Annotated in this window: 15 protein-coding genes; 7 read left to right on the top strand and 8 right to left on the bottom strand. The window is 70.5% G+C overall.

Annotated features, from left to right (window positions below):
• The first annotated feature begins 291 nt into the window (after positions 1-291).
• Positions 292-1,557: an MFS transporter gene (locus tag IMZ11_RS24905; RefSeq protein WP_061255273.1), complete on the top strand. Its 1,266-nt coding sequence runs from the start codon at positions 292-294 to the stop codon at positions 1,555-1,557.
• On the opposite strand, the gene IMZ11_RS24900 is transcribed toward IMZ11_RS24905, so the two are convergent.
• From IMZ11_RS24900 to IMZ11_RS24870, 8 genes are all read right to left on the bottom strand, one after another.
• Positions 1,541-2,245 carry a cupin domain-containing protein gene (locus IMZ11_RS24900; protein WP_228644765.1) on the bottom strand — a complete coding sequence of 235 codons (705 nt, stop codon included), beginning with the start codon at positions 2,243-2,245 and terminating at the stop codon, positions 1,541-1,543. The two genes, IMZ11_RS24905 and IMZ11_RS24900, sit on opposite strands and share 17 nt — an antisense overlap.
• Positions 2,242-3,069, bottom strand: a complete 828-nt coding sequence (locus tag IMZ11_RS24895) for a PmoA family protein (RefSeq protein WP_228644764.1) — start codon at positions 3,067-3,069, stop codon at positions 2,242-2,244. Before IMZ11_RS24895 ends, IMZ11_RS24900 begins: the two co-directional genes overlap by 4 nt.
• Positions 3,066-3,275: a hypothetical protein gene (locus tag IMZ11_RS46305; RefSeq protein ID WP_308066843.1), complete on the bottom strand. Its 210-nt coding sequence runs from the start codon at positions 3,273-3,275 to the stop codon at positions 3,066-3,068. Before IMZ11_RS46305 ends, IMZ11_RS24895 begins: the two co-directional genes overlap by 4 nt.
• Positions 3,248-4,102, bottom strand: coding sequence for a Gfo/Idh/MocA family oxidoreductase (locus IMZ11_RS24890; protein ID WP_308066842.1), 855 nt, complete (start codon positions 4,100-4,102; stop codon positions 3,248-3,250). Before IMZ11_RS24890 ends, IMZ11_RS46305 begins: the two co-directional genes overlap by 28 nt.
• Before the next feature lie 5 nt (positions 4,103-4,107).
• Complete coding sequence (locus IMZ11_RS24885) at positions 4,108-4,296, bottom strand: hypothetical protein (protein WP_228644763.1); 189 nt, start codon at positions 4,294-4,296, stop codon at positions 4,108-4,110.
• The gene (locus IMZ11_RS24880) at positions 4,293-4,820 is read right to left on the bottom strand and encodes a hypothetical protein (RefSeq protein WP_228644762.1); all 528 of its coding nucleotides are present in this window, start codon (positions 4,818-4,820) and stop codon (positions 4,293-4,295) included. The genes IMZ11_RS24885 and IMZ11_RS24880 overlap by 4 nt, the downstream gene beginning before the upstream one ends.
• 216 nt (positions 4,821-5,036) lie before the next feature.
• Positions 5,037-6,848 carry an alpha/beta fold hydrolase gene (locus IMZ11_RS24875; protein WP_228644761.1) on the bottom strand — a complete coding sequence of 604 codons (1,812 nt, stop codon included), beginning with the start codon at positions 6,846-6,848 and terminating at the stop codon, positions 5,037-5,039.
• A gap of 102 nt (positions 6,849-6,950) precedes the next feature.
• The gene (locus IMZ11_RS24870) at positions 6,951-7,967 is read right to left on the bottom strand and encodes a LacI family DNA-binding transcriptional regulator (RefSeq protein ID WP_228644760.1); all 1,017 of its coding nucleotides are present in this window, start codon (positions 7,965-7,967) and stop codon (positions 6,951-6,953) included.
• 214 nt (positions 7,968-8,181) lie between these two features.
• Here IMZ11_RS24870 and IMZ11_RS24865 point away from each other — a divergent pair, with 214 nt between their 5' ends.
• The 6 genes from IMZ11_RS24865 to IMZ11_RS24840 form a co-directional block, all read left to right on the top strand.
• Complete coding sequence (locus IMZ11_RS24865) at positions 8,182-9,447, top strand: extracellular solute-binding protein (RefSeq protein ID WP_228644759.1); 1,266 nt, start codon at positions 8,182-8,184, stop codon at positions 9,445-9,447.
• Positions 9,448-9,760: 313 nt separating this feature from the next.
• On the top strand, positions 9,761-10,651 hold the full coding sequence (locus IMZ11_RS24860) for a carbohydrate ABC transporter permease (protein WP_228644758.1): 891 nt from the start codon (positions 9,761-9,763) through the stop codon (positions 10,649-10,651).
• Positions 10,648-11,502, top strand: coding sequence for a carbohydrate ABC transporter permease (locus IMZ11_RS24855; RefSeq protein WP_228644757.1), 855 nt, complete (start codon positions 10,648-10,650; stop codon positions 11,500-11,502). The genes IMZ11_RS24860 and IMZ11_RS24855 overlap by 4 nt, the downstream gene beginning before the upstream one ends.
• 67 nt (positions 11,503-11,569) lie before the next feature.
• Positions 11,570-12,940: a glycoside hydrolase family 5 protein gene (locus IMZ11_RS24850; RefSeq protein ID WP_228644756.1), complete on the top strand. Its 1,371-nt coding sequence runs from the start codon at positions 11,570-11,572 to the stop codon at positions 12,938-12,940.
• 103 nt (positions 12,941-13,043) lie between these two features.
• A complete protein-coding gene (locus IMZ11_RS24845; RefSeq protein ID WP_228644755.1) occupies positions 13,044-16,034 on the top strand; it encodes an endo-1,4-beta-xylanase in 2,991 nt (996 codons plus the stop codon).
• A 214-nt stretch (positions 16,035-16,248) separates the two neighbouring features.
• The coding region (locus IMZ11_RS24840) for a glycoside hydrolase family 43 protein (protein ID WP_228644754.1) at positions 16,249-17,191 on the top strand (943 nt) is incomplete at its 3' end.

Here is a 17,191-nt window from a genome sequence, read left to right as displayed (position 1 = left end):
CCGTTTGGTGAGGTCGATCCGGGTGGCTGCGCGACCGGATCTCCCTGTCCTGCGGATTCATGGTTCCCCGGACCCGCCGCGTGGGCGGCGCGGGACGGCGGCCGAAGGCGAGGGCGGGGCCGGAGGGGACGGCCGCCCTGATCACAGGGCGCCGTTCCCGGTCGGCGCGGGGCGGCCGGCTGGATTACAACGTGGGAATTAGTGTGGTCACAGTATAGGAACGACGTATTCATCTGCTGTGGGCCGGTGGCATACCATCCGAGCACCCCTCACCTTCGGGAATGGATGCCCATGAACGTCGCCGGCCAGGCCGCCGAGCTTCCCGCCGCCCTCGCCGAGCCGGTACGGCGGGTGAGGCCGCGGTGGATCGCCTTCATCTCCCTCGGCAACCTCGTCCTCTGGATGGGGTACTTCGGCCCGTTGCAGGTCCTCCTGCCCGAGCAGGTCGGCGAGATCGCCCCCGGCAACAAGGAGACGGCCCTCGCCATCGTCACCGGACTCGGCGCGGCGGCCGCCCTGATCGCCAACCCGATCGCCGGTGCGCTGTCGGACCGTACGGCGAGCAGGTTCGGACGGCGGCACCCCTGGACGCTGTTCGGCGCGCTCCTCGGCTGTCTGGGACTGCTGTTCCTGTCCACGCAGAGCACCGTCGCCGGTGTGGCGCTGGGCTGGTGCCTGGCGGAGATCGGGCTGAACTCCCTGCAGGCCGCGTTGTCCGCCGGGGTCCCCGACCACGTTCCGGTCAGCCAGCGCGGCGGCGTCTCCGGATGGATCGGCATCACGCAGTCGCTCGGCGTCGTGGTCGGCGTCGGCCTCGTCACCATGGTCGCCACCGGCATCACGTCCGGATATCTGCTGATCGGCCTGATCCTCCCGCTGTGTGTGCTGCCGTTCGTGCTGACCACTCCCGACCCGGCCCTGCCGCGCGAGCACCGCCCGGCGTTCTCGTTCAAGCACTTCTGGATCAGCCCGAGGAAGCACCCCGACTTCGCCTGGGCCTGGGCCACCCGGTTCCTCATGAGCCTGGGCAACGCGATGGCGCTGCTGTACCTGCTGTACTTCCTGACCGACGCGGTCGGCTACGAGCGGCTGTTCCCGGGTGAGAAGGCGAGCGACGGCCTCTTCCTGCTGATCCTGATCTACACCGGGGCCGTGGTGCTGACCGCCGTGCTCGCCGGCATGCTGTCCGACCGGCTGGGCAAGCGGAAGGTCCTGGTCACGATCTCCGGCACGATCAGCGCGATCCCCGCGCTCATGCTCGCGTTCTGGCCGCAGTGGAACGTGACGCTGGTCGGGGCGCTGGTTCTCGGCATCGGCTTCGGCGCGTACTTCGCCGTGGACAACGCCCTCATCACCCAGGTCCTCCCCGCCGCGAAGGGACGGGGCAAGGACCTCGGCCTGATCAACATCGCCAACTCCGGGCCGCAGGTGCTCGGCCCGGTCATCGCGGGTCCGATCGTCGCCAGCTTCGGCGGATACACCGTGCTCTACCTGACGGCGGGCGTGCTCGTCCTGCTCGGCGCCGTCTTCGTATGGAAGATCAAGAGCGTCCCGTAGAGAAGGCGTCCAGGCGGCCGCACATGCCGAGCCTCGGCTCGGCTCCGGTCCGGGTCACCCCGGCGTCCCGCAGATGGCCGATGTCGCCCGCGCGCAGGCGCGCGAACTGCGCGCCGGTGGCCCGGACGGCCGCGAGCGCGCCGGACCGCCACCGCTCCTCGAAGGCGTCCAGCCTGCCCGCCACGATCCGTACGGCGTGGCGGAGGAAGTCCTCGACGCAGGAGGGGCCGGAACGACTCCGCTCGCGGAGTTCGAGGAAGCCCTCCATCGCCAGGTCGCGGCGGCGGCGGGCCGACTCCTCGCCGGAGACCGCGGCCGCCGCGCCGTACGCCTCCGGGTCGGAGACGACCGCGGCGGGGAAGGTGAGGACGGCGTCGCCCGCCTCGGGCAGGCCGCTGTTCTGCATGACGACCACGATGCGCAGGCCGCCGTCGTTGACGAGCCGGTGGACGGTCCCGGGAGTGAACGACACCACCGTCCCGGGCGCGAGCGGCGTCTCGGCGAAGCCCTGACAGGTGATCGTCTGCACGCTCCCCTTCCCCTCGACGACGACGTACGCCTCGGAGCACAGCAGGTGGACGTGGGGCGAGCCGCCGCGGCGCCCGTCGGCGGCGGGCCAGTCGTAGACCCTCAGGTCGGAGACGCCGACCCCGCCGGGGAAGGCCCCTCCCGCCGGGAGACCCGTCATGCGTGCTCCTTCACGTAGGTCTCCAGCCGGTCGCGGTCCCAGGCGCCGGTCGCGACGACGACGCGGTACCCCAGGCTCAGCGTCTCGCCGTGCCCGAGGCGTACCTCCCGGTCGAACGCGATCGACGGGTTGACCGCGGCGAAGGGCGTCGTCCGGACGAACCACGTCGTGGGCCGCTCGGCGACGAAGAGGACCGTGGAGGACCGCTCCACCCCGTCGTGCGCGCCCACGTAGGCCAGCCAGTCCGCCTCCCGGCCCATCATCTCGGGGCCGTCGCCGTGCGAGGCGACGACCCGGCCGTGCTCGAACGAGCGCGGGCCGCGCCAGAACAGGCCGCAGTAGCCCGCCATGGGCCGTCCGCAGGTCGTCGGGCTGCCGAACACGAGGTCCTCGCCTCTGACGTTCGTCATCGACGTGTGGAAGCGCAGTGTCCAGGAGTCGTCCTCGACGTCCTCGACCGCGATCGTCCTGGTCTCGTCCACCCAGTGCTCGCCCGCCTGTGTGTGCCAGGTCAGGAGCTCGGTCCCCGGCTCGGGGAAGCCCTCGTGGCGCATGGTCCCGTTGTTCGGCAGGTCGACGTACCCCGCCTCCTCGCGCACGTAGGTGCCGCCGCCCCAGAAGTTCTCCCCGGACAGGTACGACACGGTCATCTGGAGGCCCCTGTGCCAGCGGTGGTCATGCGGCCGGTACGCGGTCACGACGTCCCCGGCGAGGGTCCGCACCGGATGCGCGTACGGCTTCGGCGACTCGACGACCGGCGTGTCCGGCTCGTAGACGTAGCGCAGGAGTTCGACGCCGCGCTCCTCGAAGACCAGCTCTCTCACAGCTCTCCTCCGCCCGGACGGTGATAGAAGGGGGTGTCCACGGTCAGCTCCTCGCGGTGGACCGGCCGCCCGGTGAACGCCGACGCGTAGAGCCCGGTGACGAGCTCCAGCGCCTCGCGTCCCTCGGCGCCGCTGAGGGGTGGTCGCTCGCCGCGCTCGAACGCGTCGAGCAGGAGCCTCAGCTGCGCCTCGTGGGAACTCGGCACGTCCTCCGGGGGGTTCCAGCGCGGCGAGGTCGAGGTCCAGTCCGCGTTGCGGTAGCCATACAGGTGGCGCAGCTCGACGGTGGCGTCGGTGAAGTCGAACCGCAGGTAACTCTCCTCACGGGGCGACAGGAGGCTGTTGACCACCGACGCCATCGCCCCGGACGCGCGAAGCGCACCGCGGCCATGGACACGTCCTCGGTGTCGATCCGCCGGTCGAGGGTGCCGGCCATGGCCCTGACCTCCGACCAGCGGCCGAGCACCGACAGCAGGACGTCCATCTGGTGGATGCCGTGACCCATCGTGGGGCCGCCGCCCTCGGTCGCCCAGCCGCCCCGCCACGGGACGTCGAAGTACGCGTGGTCCCGGTACCAGGCCGTGACGCACAGGGCGACCAGCGGGCGACCCAGCACCCCGCCCGCCACCAGGTCGCGGAGGTGCCGGGCGCCCGACCCGAAGCGGTGCTGTGAGACGACGCTCGCGTAAGCGCCCCGCTCCGCCGCCGTGATGGTGTCGTGCTCGGCGAGGGTGAGGCAGACCGGCTTCTCGCACCAGACCCAGGCTCCGGCCCGGAGGCACTCGACCACCTGCGCGGCGTGCAGGTGGGGCGGGGTGCACACGTGGACGAGATCCGGCCGTTCCGCGTCCAGCATCCCGGCCAGGGACGTGTACGCCGCCGGGATGCGATGTTCGGCGGCGAACGCCTGAACCCGCCCGGCGTCCACGTCCACGGCCGCGACGATCTCGGCGCGGTGCGCCTGCGCCCGCAGCGCGGGGACGTGGCAGATGCCGGCGATGCCGCCGGCGCCTACGATGGCGACCTTGATCATGCGGTTCAGCGCCTTCCGCCGCGGCCGTCGACGACGATCGTGGTGAGCGAGCGCGGCCGGACCGCCACCGTCCCGCGCGCCCCGTGCCCCTGTACGGGGACCGGCGCGAGCGAGTGGCCGCCGTCGGTCAGGTAGGCGGCGGCCGTACCCGGCCGGGTGGTGAGCGAGGTGGTCACGGCCGCGGTGCCGCTCACAACGTGCCGCCGTCGGAGTCCGACCCGTTGTCCTTCATGTAGCCGGGGGCGCTCCACGCGTCCGCGTAGAACCGGGTCACCCCGTACGCCTTGGCCTCCTTGGCCAGCCAGACCTGGCCGCCGTCGTCGCCGTCCCAGACGTACCGGGGCGTCGCGTCGGGGCCGCCGGGGTCCTCCGGCTGGATCGAGAGCATCAGGTCGTACGGATCGGTGGCGGACGAGCCGATGCCGAGGCGCAGGATGCTCAGCCCCGCGCCCTTGTCCCGGCTTAGCCACGGGTCGAGGATCTCCCGCTGCCTGTCGGCGGGAAGCGCCCGGATGAGCGTGTTCCGCTGGAACGCCTGCGACAGGCCGAAGCCGTCGACGGCCTGGCGGGTGGCGTGCTCCTTGATCGTGATCGACGCCTGGGAAGCGCTTTCCCGGCCCGCCCGCGTGTGCGCGGCCCAGGCCGGCTGCGCCCCCACCGGGACCGCCACCGCGAGTACGGCCGCCGCCCGGAGCGCCCTTCGCCGTACCGTCACCATGGACCTCCGAAACTTTCGGAAGATTAGGGAGAAGTTTTGAACCCGAAACGTATGGGGTGAATCCGCCCCCGTCAATGCCCTGCTCATGTGCTCCGCCTTCGGCGGGACAGGCTCGGGGCGCCTTCGCGGCGATGATCTTCGGGCGTCGCTCGGGACGCGTTCCGCGCCCGCTCGCTCCTGCTCAGATCGCCGCCGCGCCCCTCGCGCGTCGGATGACTAGGCGAGCACCCAGCCGTAGAGCCAGGTGAGGAGGACGAGACCGGTCACGACGGGGATGATCTCGGACGAGGCCGAGCGCAGCCGGAAGGCGGCGATGATCGACAGCGCGGTCGAGACCACGGCGAGCAGGCCGTACCAGGCGATCGCCGGAGGGAGGCCGATGGCGAACACGGTGTCGTCGGAGACGCGGGTGAGGCTCAGCGCGGCCAGTCCGGCGAAGGCGAGCCCGGCCAGCCCGGCCAGCCCGGCCAGCGACGGGAGCAGACCGTGACCGCGGCGCCGGACCAGCGTGACGAGTCCGGCCAGGAACTGCACGGCCGCGGCGAGCGCGAAGATCCCGAGCGGAGCGAGCAGTACGGGGGACTGCGACATCCGGTACGGCGCCGACGTCAGGTGGAGGTCGCCCGGCCGGACCGGTGACGGGGCGCCGGCGCCCGGGTCGCACGGCGCGGTTCCGGCCGCGGTCGGGTCGGCGAGGAAGGCGGCGATCGTCCGGCGTCCGCAGTCGCTCGACAGGAAGACGCCGTGCCCGATTCCGGCGAACTCGGTGAACCTGGCGTTCGGGAGGGCGGTCGCCGCCTGGCGCGCGCTCTCGGGAGGAGTGGTCGGGTCGTACTGGCCGCCGAGGACCAGGACCGGCGCCGTGGTGGTCGCGGCCTCGCCCGAACTGCGGGGCAGGTTCCAGGCCGCGCAGACGGCGGTGTCCGCGACACCGGTGAACAGCCGGGGCCCGCTCTGGGCCGTGAACGCGTTGAACGGCACCTCGTCCTGGCACTGCACGGCGTAGTACAGACCCCAGTCGTGCGAGGTCAGGGCGTCGCCGACGCCGTCCAGAAGGGGCTGGAGCAGCTCGACGCGGCCGTCGGCCAGGGCGTCCACGAGGGCGGGGAGGAGCGGGGCGACCTCGGTCTCATGGGCCGCCTCGCCGATGATCGTCGCGATGTCGTCGCCGGTGAGCCGCACGCCGATCCGCGTGCGGGTCAGCGGATCCTTCGTCGCGTACGCGGCGGGGTGGGCGTTGTACCTGGCCACCATCTCGTCGAACCGGGCGCCCGCGCCGAGCTTGGTCAGTGTCGCCCGCAGCGCGGGTACCGCCTCGTCGTACCAGTTGACCTGGGAGGGGAGGAAGGAGTCGAGCACCACCGCGCGGGTGCCCCGCGGGTCCCTGGCGGCGGCCTCCAACATCGACCGGGTCGAGTAGCTGACCCCGATCAGGTTCCACTGCTCGTAGCCGAGCGCCGTGCGCAGTTCCACCACGTCGGCGGCGATCTCGCCGGTGCGGTACCCGCGCAGGTCGATCTTCTCGGCCTGGTAGCGGCTCTGGCAGGCCAGCGCGCCCTCGGTGATCGGGCCGGTCTCGTCCGCGGTCGCCTTGGGCGTCTTCAGCGTCTCGACGAGGCCCCGGACCACCTCGGGACAACTCAGCGAGGGTTGCGAGTGGCGTCCGCCGCGCTGCTCGACGACGATCACGTCCCGGTCCGGCGACATCCGCGCGAGGAAGCCGGTGAGCTGCGTCGACGGCGAACCGGGGCCGCCGCTGGAGTACACCACCGGATCGGCCCGCCGGTCCGGCGAGGTCGAGCGGTGCACCGCGTAACCCACCCGGATCGTCCTGCTGCCGGGGACGTCACGCCGTTCGGGAACGAGCAGGTAGCCGCAGGTCGTGCCCGAGGGAACCGCCACCGGGCACGGCCGCTCCTCGGTCGCGGCCGCCCGCGCGGAGGCATGCGCCGCTCCGGGGCTCCCGATGAGAGCCGTAACGATCGCCGCCATGAGCGCCGTGACGGCCGCTCCCCGCCAACCCCGCAACCGTCCGCTCCGTCTCGCGCACCCGGACATATCGCGAGAAACCCTAGCGCGCCGGGCGACCCGTACGGACCTTGAACAGGTCAGCGGGTACGCGGTGGCGGGTCAGCGGGCGCGCGGCGCGGCGGTGCTCTCCCTGATCACCAGATCGGTGGCCAGCTCGACCCGGCGCGGCTCGGGCACCTCGCCCCTGCCGATGGCGAGGACCATCCGGGCGGCGAGCGCGGCCATCTCCTGGAGCGGTTGGCGGACGGTGGTCAGCGGCGGCCAGGCGGAACGTGCCAGGGGGAGGTCGTCGAAGCCGACCACGGACAGGTCCTCCGGCACCCGCAGGCCGCGCTGCCTGGCCGCCTCGAAGACGCCGAACGCCTGCATGTCGCAGCCCGCGAAGATCGCGGTCGGCGGGTCGGGCAGCGACAGCAGCGCGTGCCCCTGGTCCCGGCCGGAGCCGACGAGGAAGTCGCCGTTCTTGATCAGCTCGGGGTCGACGGCGAGGCCCGCGGTCTCGAGCCCGGCCCGGTATCCGTCGATGCGGGCCCGGCTGCAGAGCATGTCGGGCGGGCCCCCGATCATGCCGATCCTGGTGTGGCCGAGTTCGAGCAGGTGCCGGGTCGCGGCCAGCCCGCCGTGCCAGTTGGTGGCGCCCACCGACGTCATGCCGGGGGCGGGCTCGCCGTCCGGGTCCACCACCACGAACGGGATGGCGCGGGCGTTGAGCTGCCCCTGCTGGCGCGTGGACAGGTGCGACCCGACGATGATCGCGCCGTCGGTCCGGCGGGCCGCGATGCGGTCGATCCAGTCGCGGCCGGGGCCGGTCTTGGTGTGCAGCACGGAGACGACCACGCTCGCCTCCGTCTCGCGCGCCGCGGTCTCGGCGCCGCGGATGAGCTCCATCGCCCACGGGCTCTCGACCTCGGCGAAGACCAGGTCGATGAGGCCGACCGGGCCGTCTCCGTGACCGGTCCTGCGCTGGTAACCGTGCTTGTGGAGGAGGCGCTCGACCCGTTGTCTGGTCTCGGACGCGACCTCGGGGCGGCCGTTGATGACCTTGGAAACCGTGGGGACGGAAACCCCCGCTTCCTTGGCGATCAGGGCGATCGTCACCCGCCTTTTCGCTGGCATGGGCGGTAGCGTAGCCGAAAACTTTCGGATCCGCGTGTCGCGGGTCCGGCCGGGTATGGGATCGCTCCCACGGCGGCTATTGACGCGTAACGCGGAGTTTACCTATTCTCCGGGTCACGAAATATTCGGGGGTGCACCTGAAACTTTCACCGGACCACGAGCGGGTCCGTAGATAAGGAAGGGAAGCACTGAGATGTCGTTGACTCGACGAGGTGTGGTCTTATTCGCTGCGACCGCGCTGGTCCTCGCGGGATGCTCCAGCGAGGGGAACGGTGGGAAGGCGTCGGACAAGTCCGCGTCCGAGAAGGTCACGGTCGAATGGTGGAACATCTCCACCGCCGAGCCGCTGAAGTCCATCCTCGCGGAGCGGGTCAAGGAGTACGAGGCCGCCCACCCGAACGTCACGATCAAGAACGTTCCGATCGAGAACGAGGCGTTCAAGGCCAAGATGTCCACCGCCACCCAGTCGGGGAAGACACCCGACATCTACTCCACCTGGGGCGGCGGCGTCCTCCAGCAGCAGATCGACGCCGGGCTGGTGAAGGACCTCTCCGGCGACGTCAGCTCCTGGATCGGCAACTTCACCCCGGCGTCGCTGCAGGCGTACCAGTTCGACGGCAAGACGTACGCGATCCCGAACGACATCGGGATGGTCGGCTTCTGGTACAACAAGGCGCTGTTCACCAAGGCGGGCATCGCCCAGCCGCCGGCCACGTGGAGCGAGTTCCTCGACGACGTCAAGAAGCTCAAGTCCGCCGGGATCACCCCGATCGCCCTCGCCGGCAAGGAGAAGTGGCCGGGGCACTACTACTGGGCCTACCTCGCCATGCGCGTCGCCGGCCTGGACGCGCTCAAGCAGGCGGGCACCGACCACGACTTCACCAAGCCGGAGTTCGTCTCCGCGGGCGAGCACCTCAAGCAGCTCGTCGACCTCCAGCCGTTCCAGAAGGGCTTCCTCGGCGCGGGCTACTCGACGCCGGACGGCCAGGCCGCGACCGTGAGTAACGGCAAGGCCGCCATGGAGCTGATGGGCCAGTGGGCCCCCGCCGTCGAGAAGGACTCGGGCAAGGGCCTCGGCGACGACCTCGGGTTCTTCGCCTTCCCCTCCGTCGAGGGAGGCAAGGGCTCGGCGTCGGACGCCTTCGGCGGCGGCGGCGGATACGCCGTGGGCGCGAACGCCCCGGACGAGGCGGTCGACTTCCTGAAGTACATCCACGACGCGGCCCAGCACCGCAAGTCGGTCGAGTCCGGCGCGGTCCTCCCCGTGCTCAAGGGCGAGGAGGACGCGGTCAAGGACCCGAACCTCGCGGTCGTCGCCAAGGCGCTGGCCGCGGCGACCGGCTTCCAGCTCTACCTCGACCAGGCCTACCCGCCCGCCGTGGGCCAGGAGGTCAACGACAGCGTGGCCGCGCTCATCGCGGGGTCGAAGACCCCCGAGCAGGTCGCCCAGGCCATCACCGAGACGGCGAAGTCGGAGTAGTACCCCGCGAGCGGTCCTCGTACGGACCACCCGGGCCGGGCGGGTGCGCGCGGTACCCGCCCGGCCCGCGTCCCCGCCCCTCAGGGCACGTCCGAGGCGCCCCAGGTGGTCCCGAGGCGGCCCCAGGTGGTCCCGAGCCGGCCTCCGAGGGCGGCTCGCGTGCCGGACGGACCAACCGAAGCAACGGACGGAGCGAAGTGACGTGACACCCCCGGCTCTGACGGGCGAGCGATCGGAGATCCCCCCAGCACGTTCCCGTACGGCACGGTCGCAGGCGCCTCCCGAAGCCCGCCGCCGGCGGTTCCGGGGGCTGATGACGATCACCCTGTTCCTTCTCCCGGCGCTGGTGCTGTTCGGCCTGCTGGTCCTGGCTCCGATCGCGGTCGCCGCCTACACCAGCCTGTTCAAGTGGAACGGCCTCGGCGGCCTGCCGACGAACTTCATCGGGCTGGACAACTTCACCAGGATGTTCGGCGACGAGGTGTTCCGCGGCGATCTGTGGCGGGGGCTGGCCCTGGTCATCCTGTCGATCACGATCCAGCTTCCGCTGGCGCTCGGCATCGCCATGCTGCTCAACCGGAAGATGCGCGGGCGAGCCGTCTACCGGCTGCTGTTCTTCGCGCCGTACATGTTGTCCGAGGTGATCACGGGTGTCCTGTTCACCATGATCCTCTCGCCGGACCAGGGCCTGGCGAACCAGATCCTGGACGCGGTCGGGCTGAGCGCGCTGCAGTCGGAGTGGCTGGGCGATCCGGACATCGTCATGATCTCGGTGTTCATCGTCATGACCTGGAAGTACTTCGGCTTCCACATGATCCTCTATCTCGCCGGGCGGCAGGGCATCCCGCAGGAGCTCGGCGAGGCGGCCGCCATCGACGGCGCGACCCCCTGGGAGCAGTTCCGGTACGTCACCCTGCCGTTGCTCGGCCCGACCATCCGGATCAGCGCCTTCCTCTCGATCATCGGCGCGATCCAGCTCTTCGACCTGGTGTGGGTGCTGACCGCCGGAGGCCCGATCCATTCCTCAGAAACCATGGCCGTGACCATGTTCCAGTTCGGCTTCAAGCGGTCCCAGGTCGGCTACGGCACCGCGATCAGCGTCGTGATGTTCCTGATCAGCCTGATCTTCGCGCTGGGCTACCAGCGGTTCGTCCTGCGCCGCGACACAGAAGGAGCGATCACCACCATGCGAGACCAGCGATGAGCGGCCACGCCGCCGCGGGGCGGCGCTCGGGCGCCCGGCTCCGATCCGCCTCGGTGCACGCCGTCGCGGTGGTGCTCGGCGCGTTCGTGGTCGTGCCGCTCCTCTTCGCCCTGATCGGCGGGTTCAAGGACACCGCCCAGCTCTCGACGAATCCCTTCGGGCTGCCGTCCCCGTGGGTCCCGGAGAACTACACCGACGTGCTGGCCTCGGGCTCGTTCTGGCGGCAGCTGCTCAACAGCGTCTTCATCGCCCTCGCGACGACGCTCGTCGTCGTGGCCCTGTCCGCGATGGCCGCGTTCGTGTTCGCCCGCTTCGCGTTCAGGGGCAGGGAGTTCCTGTTCACGCTGTTCACCGTCGGGCTGATGTTCCCGTTCGCGGTGGCGATCCTGCCGCTGTTCGTGCTGCTGCGGACCATGGGGCTGCTGGACAACCCGCTCGGGGTGATCCTGCCGCAGGCCGCCTTCGGGCTGCCGATGACGATCATCATCCTGAGGTCCTTCTTCCGGGGCATCCCCAAGGAGATCGAGGAGGCCGCGACGCTCGACGGGTGCACCGCCTTCGGGTTCTTCTGGCGGATCCTGCTGCCGATGGCACGTCCCGCCCTCGCGACGGTGTCCGTGCTCGCGATCGTGGCGAGCTGGAACAACTTCTTCCTGCCTCTGGTGATCTTCAATGACCCCAACTGGTGGACCATCCCGCTCGGGGTCCAGCAGTTCTACGGCCAGTACTCCTCGGACACCGCCAAGATCCTCGCGTACGTCGTGCTCGCGATGGTGCCGGCACTGGCCTTCTACAGCGTCGCCGAACGCCAGCTCATCGGTGGTCTCACCGCGGGCGCCACCAAGGGATGACCTCCCGCGTCCGGCCGAATAGCGAAGATCGTCCGGGTTTGTCCCGGCATATGAAGAAGGAGTTGTGATGACCCTGCGTGTATCCGGATCCCGCCTCGTCGCGGCCGACGGTACCCCGGTGCGGTTGCGCGGAGTGGGTCTCGGGGGCTGGATGAACATGGAGAACTTCATCACCGGGTACCCGGCCGACGAGTCCTCGATGCGCTCCGCCGTACGGGAGGTGCTGGGGGAGGACCGCTACGAGCTGTTCTTCGACCGGCTGCTGACCTCGTTCTTCGACGAAGCCGACGCGGCGTTGCTGGCGGACCTCGGGATCAACTGCGTGCGGATCCCGGTGAACTACCGGCATTTCGAATCCGACGACCGCCCGATGGAGATCATCGAGCGCGGCTTCCGCCACCTGGACCGGGTCATCCGCCTGCTCGGCGACCGGGGAATCCACTCCGTGATCGACATGCACGCCCTCCCCGGCGCGCAGAACCAGCACTGGCACTCCGACAATCCCACCCACATCGCGTCCTTCTGGCGGCACCGGCACTTCCAGGACCGGGCCGTGCACATGTGGGAGGCCATCGCCGACCGGTACAAGGACGACCCCTGGGTAGCGGGCTACAACCCCGTCAACGAGCCCGGCGACGTCGAGGGCCGGGTGGTCGGGCCGTTCTACGACCGGCTCGTCAAGGCGGTGCGCGCGGTGGACCCCGCGCACGTGCTCTTCCTCGACGGCAACCGGTACTCCACCGATTTCACGATATTTCGTGAGGTGTATGAGAACACGGTGTTCGTCTGCCACGACTACGCGCTGGCCGGGTTCGCGCACGGCGGGCCGTACCCCGGCCACACCCGCGGCGAGTGGTGCGACCGCGACCAGCTGGAGAACACCTTCACCCGGCGGACCGCCTTCCAGCGCGAGACCGGCACTCCGGTGTGGGTCGGCGAGTTCGGCCCCGTCTACACCGGCGACCCCGAGACCGACGCCCAGCGGTACCAGATCCTGCGCGACCAGCTGGAGATCTACGACGCGCACGACGCCGGATGGTCCCTGTGGACGTACAAGGACGTCGGCCTCCAGGGGCTCGTCCACGCCGCCGGGCCGTACATGGACAGGTTCGGGCCGTTCATCGCCAAGAAGACCCGGCTCGGCGCCGACAGGTGGGGATCCACGATGGAGGAGGCGGCGGACCAGCTCGCCCCGCTGCACCGGCTGGTGGAGACCGAGTTCCCGTCCTGGGACCCCTTCCCGTGGGGCGCCCGCTACCAGACCGACGACCTCCTGCGCCACATCCTGATCGCCCAGGCCCTGCTGCCGGAGTACGCGGACCTGTTCCGCGGCCTCTCCGACGAGGAGCTCATCGCCCTCGCCGACTCCTTCGCGCTCGCCCGGTGCGTACGGCGTGAGCCCCTGCTGGACCTCCTGGCCGAGAACCTGTCCCGATAGCCCGCCCGACGGCCCGGAGACCTGGGCCCGGCGCGGCGACCGCCGGGGGCGGTCGCCGCGCTTCCCGATGTCGCCCTCAACCTGACCACGAGGAGACCCCCGAATGCGTACGCGCTGGATGGCGACGGCCGCCGCCCTGTTATGCCTGTTATCAGGATTTATCGCGATAAGTCCGGCGAGCGCTGCCGTACACGTCGCGAAATACGACTTCGAGAACGGCAGCACGCAGGGCTGGAGCGCGCGCGGCTCCGGCGTCACGGTCGGGCTGAGCGACACCGCGCATTCGGGGGACGCCGCGCTGCTCGTCCAGGGCCGGACCGCCACCTGGCACGGCGCCACGATCACCCCGCCGTTCGAGAAGGGGGTCACCTACACGGTCACCGCCTTCGCCAGGCTGGCGAGCGGGCAGCCGCCGAACACGATCGCGATGACCGTGCAGCGGACCCCGGCCGGCGGGTCCACCACCTACGAGCGGGTCGGCGCCGGCACCGTGACCGACGCCGCGTGGACCGAACTGTCCGGGACGTACACCTTCACCGCCGACTCCACGGACCTGCAGCTCTACGTCGAGAGCTCGGACGCCACGTCGCGGTACCACCTCGACGACATCGTGATCACGTCCGACGGCGACCCCACACGGTCCGGGCTGGCCAGCGACTTCGAGACGGGCACCGCGCAGAGCTGGTCGCCCCGCGCCTCCGCCTCGCTCACGCCCACGACGGCCGTCGCGCACGGCGGCGCGTACAGCCTCGCCGTGTCGGGCCGGAGCGCGTCCTGGGACGGGCCGTCACGAAGCGTCCTCGGCGCGATGGCCAAGGGCTCGAAGTACGAGATCTCCGCGTGGGTACGGCTCGGCCCCGACGTCACCTCCGGCAACCTCGGACTGTCGCTCGAACGACGGCTGGACGGCACTCCCGCCTACCAGCGGGTGGCCGCGCCCAAGGCCGTCGCCCCGGGGGAGTGGACGCTGCTCAAGGGCACCTACACCCTCGCCCACGACGTGGACCTCCTCAGCGTCTACATCGAGTCGGACGGCGGCACCTTCCCGTTCTACCTGGACGACTTCTCCCTGACGTACATCGAGCCGAAACCGATCCAGACCGACATCCCCCCGCTGAAGGACACGGTCCCCTTCACGCTCGGCGTCGCGTTCAACCGCGCGCAGACCCTCGGCGAGCACGGGCAGCTCCTGCTCAGGCACTACGGCGGCGTCACCCCCGGCAACGACATGAAATGGGACGCCACCGAGCCCGAAGAGGGGCGGTTCACCTTCACCGAGGCGGACTACCTGGTGAACTACGCGGCGGAGCACGACCTGAAGTTCCGCGGCCACACCCTCGCCTGGCACAGCCAGACCCCCGACTGGGTGTTCAAGGACGGTGACCGGGACCTCACCCCGGCGGACCGGGCTTTGCTGCTCCAGCGCCTGGAGAACCACATCCGGACCCTGGTGACCAGGTACAAGGGCAAGATCGCCGCCTGGGACGTCGTCAACGAGGTCATCGACGAGAACCGGCCCGACGGCATGCGCCGGTCGAAGTGGTTCGAGATCACCGGGCTCGACTACATCCGCACGGCCTTCCGCGTGGCGCACGAGGCCGACCCCGGCGCCACGCTGTTCATCAACGACTACAACACCGAATGGCCGCGCAAGCGCGAGGTGCTCTACGACCTCGTCAGGAAGCTGCGCGCCGAGGGCGTGCCCATCGACGGTGTCGGCCACCAGCTGCACGTCAACATCGAGCAGGCGCCCGCCTCGAACGTCGAGGACACCATCGAGAGGTTCGCCGCCCTCGGCGTGGACCAGCAGATCACCGAACTCGACGTCAGCGTCTACACCGACTTCGTCTCGACGTACGACACGGTGCCGCAGGACGTCCTTACCGAGCAGGGATACCGCTACAAGGAGCTGTTCGACGTGTTCCGCAGGCACGCGTCGCAGATCAGCTCGGTCACCGTCTGGGGTGTGGCCGACGACGGCACGTGGCTGTCGTTCTTCCCCATCACCCGGCTGAACCCGCCGCTGCCGTTCGACGACGAACTCCAGGCCAAACCCGCGTACTGGGGCATCGCGGACCCCTCGAAGCTGCCGCCGCTCACCCGCCGGCTCACCGTCCCCGCCGGGACGATCGTGGTCGACGGCAAGCGCGACCTGGAATGGGACCTGCTGCCCGACACGCCCATCGCCCGCGTCGGCGACCTGTCCGCCGGCTTCCAGGCCAGGTCCACCGGCGCGGGGCTGTACGTGATGGCCGAGGTACGCGACCCCTCGAACGACAAGAACGACTCCGTGACCTTCGAGGCCGGCGGCACGCCGTACACGGTCAGGCGGGGCGGCACGCACGCCCACGGGTTCCCCGCCCACGCGAAGAGGACCGACGGGGGATACCGCGTGGAGGCCCGGCTTCCCTCGGGTACGGCCGGCACGCTGCGCGTGACCGTCCACAACGCCTCGGGCGGCGACGACATCGCCTGGAACGGCGCGCCGACCGTCGTCCCCGCGATCAAGCTCGCCACCGCGTCCAAGGCGGCGCCCGTCGTCGACGGGACCGTGGACGCGCTGTGGGCGAGGAGTCCCGAGATCCGCACCGCCACCTGGATCCAGGGCACGACCGGAGCCACCGCGCGCGTCCGCGCGCTCTGGAACGGCGCCGGTGAGCACGGGGGCACGCTGTACGTCCTGGCCCAGGTCACCGACGCGACCCTGAGCGAGGACTCCCCGAACGCCTGGGAGCAGGACTCCGTCGAGATCTTCGTGGACCCCGGCAACGGCAAGACCAAGGGATACGACGATGACGACGGCCAGTACCGGATCTCCTTCTCCGGCCGGCAGACGATCGGCGGCACCTTCGACGCCTTCGCGATCAAGGACAACCTGACGAGCGCGGCCAGGATCGTCCCCGGCGGCTACGTGATCGAGGCGGCCGTCACGCTCCCGACGATCACCCTGGCGAAGGACGCGCTGCTCGGCTTCGACGTCCAGGTGAACGACGCCACGGGTGCGAGCCGCACCGGCGCGGTCACCTGGAACGACCCGACCGGGCAGAGCTACCTGAGCACCGCGCGCTGGGGGGTGCTCCGCCTGACGAAGTGACCACAGCGTGACCGCGGCATGACTACCGCATGATTCCGGCGATATCGCCGTGAACTCCGCGGACCGGCATGTTCCAATGGGAAGTGGCCGGGTCTCGCCTTCCGCAGCGTGCGAGGCCCGGCCTCCTCTGAGGTCATGGCGCCCGGTCCCGTCCCCATCTTCCGGAAGCCCGGGACGCGAACACGATCGCGACCATGACCGACAAGGAGAGCCGATGGAGCAGGCGTCCAGGACAGAGAACGGCCATTTCCGGAATCCCGTGCTTCCGGGGTGCCATCCGGATCCCTCGATCTGCCGGGTGGGTGCGGACTACTACCTCGTCACCTCGACCTTCGAATGGTTCCCCGGCGTGCCGATCTTCCACAGCCGGGACCTGGTCCACTGGCGGCAACTCGGGCACGTCCTCGACCGCCCGTCCCAGCTGGACCTGGACGGCCTGGCGCCGTCCGCCGGCGTCTACGCGCCGACCATCCGGCACCACGACGGCGTCTTCTACCTGATCACGACGCTGGTCGACGGCGGAGGCAACTTCATCGTCACGGCGACCGACCCGGCGGGACCGTGGAGCGATCCCCACTGGTTGCCCACGACGCGGGGGATCGACCCGTCCCTGTTCTTCGACGACGACGGCACGGCGTGGGTCGTCGGCACCCGGGAGAAGACCCAAGGCCGCTATCCCGGGGACACCGAGATCTGGCTCCGGCGCCTCGACGGCCTCACGCCGGTCGGCGAAGAGCGGATCATCTGGGAGGCGGTGCAGCGCCGCGGCATCTGGTCCGAGGGCCCCCACCTCTACCGGATCGGGGACTGGTACTACCTGCTGACCTCCGAAGGGGGCACCGCCCGCGACCACGCCGTCATGATCGCCCGCTCGCGCGACATCGCCGGGCCGTACGAGCCGGACCCGCGCAATCCGATCCTCACCAACCGGCACAAGGGCCGCGAGCACTCGATCGCCTGCACCGGCCACGCCGACCTGGTCCAGACCCAGGAGGGGGAGTGGTGGATGGTGCTGCTCGCCACCCGCCCCTACGGAGGCGACTTCGCCAACCTGGGCAGGGAGACGTTCCTTACCCCCGTGACCTGGGAGGACGGCTGGCCGGTCGTCGGCGAGGTGACCGAGAGCCGCCGGTCTCCCGCACTCACCCCGCACCGCC

This window comes from Microtetraspora sp. AC03309, from assembly GCF_020826795.1.
GTDB classification, from domain to species: domain Bacteria; phylum Actinomycetota; class Actinomycetes; order Streptosporangiales; family Streptosporangiaceae; genus Microtetraspora; species Microtetraspora glauca.
This window is presented reverse-complemented; position numbering and strand designations above follow the sequence as displayed.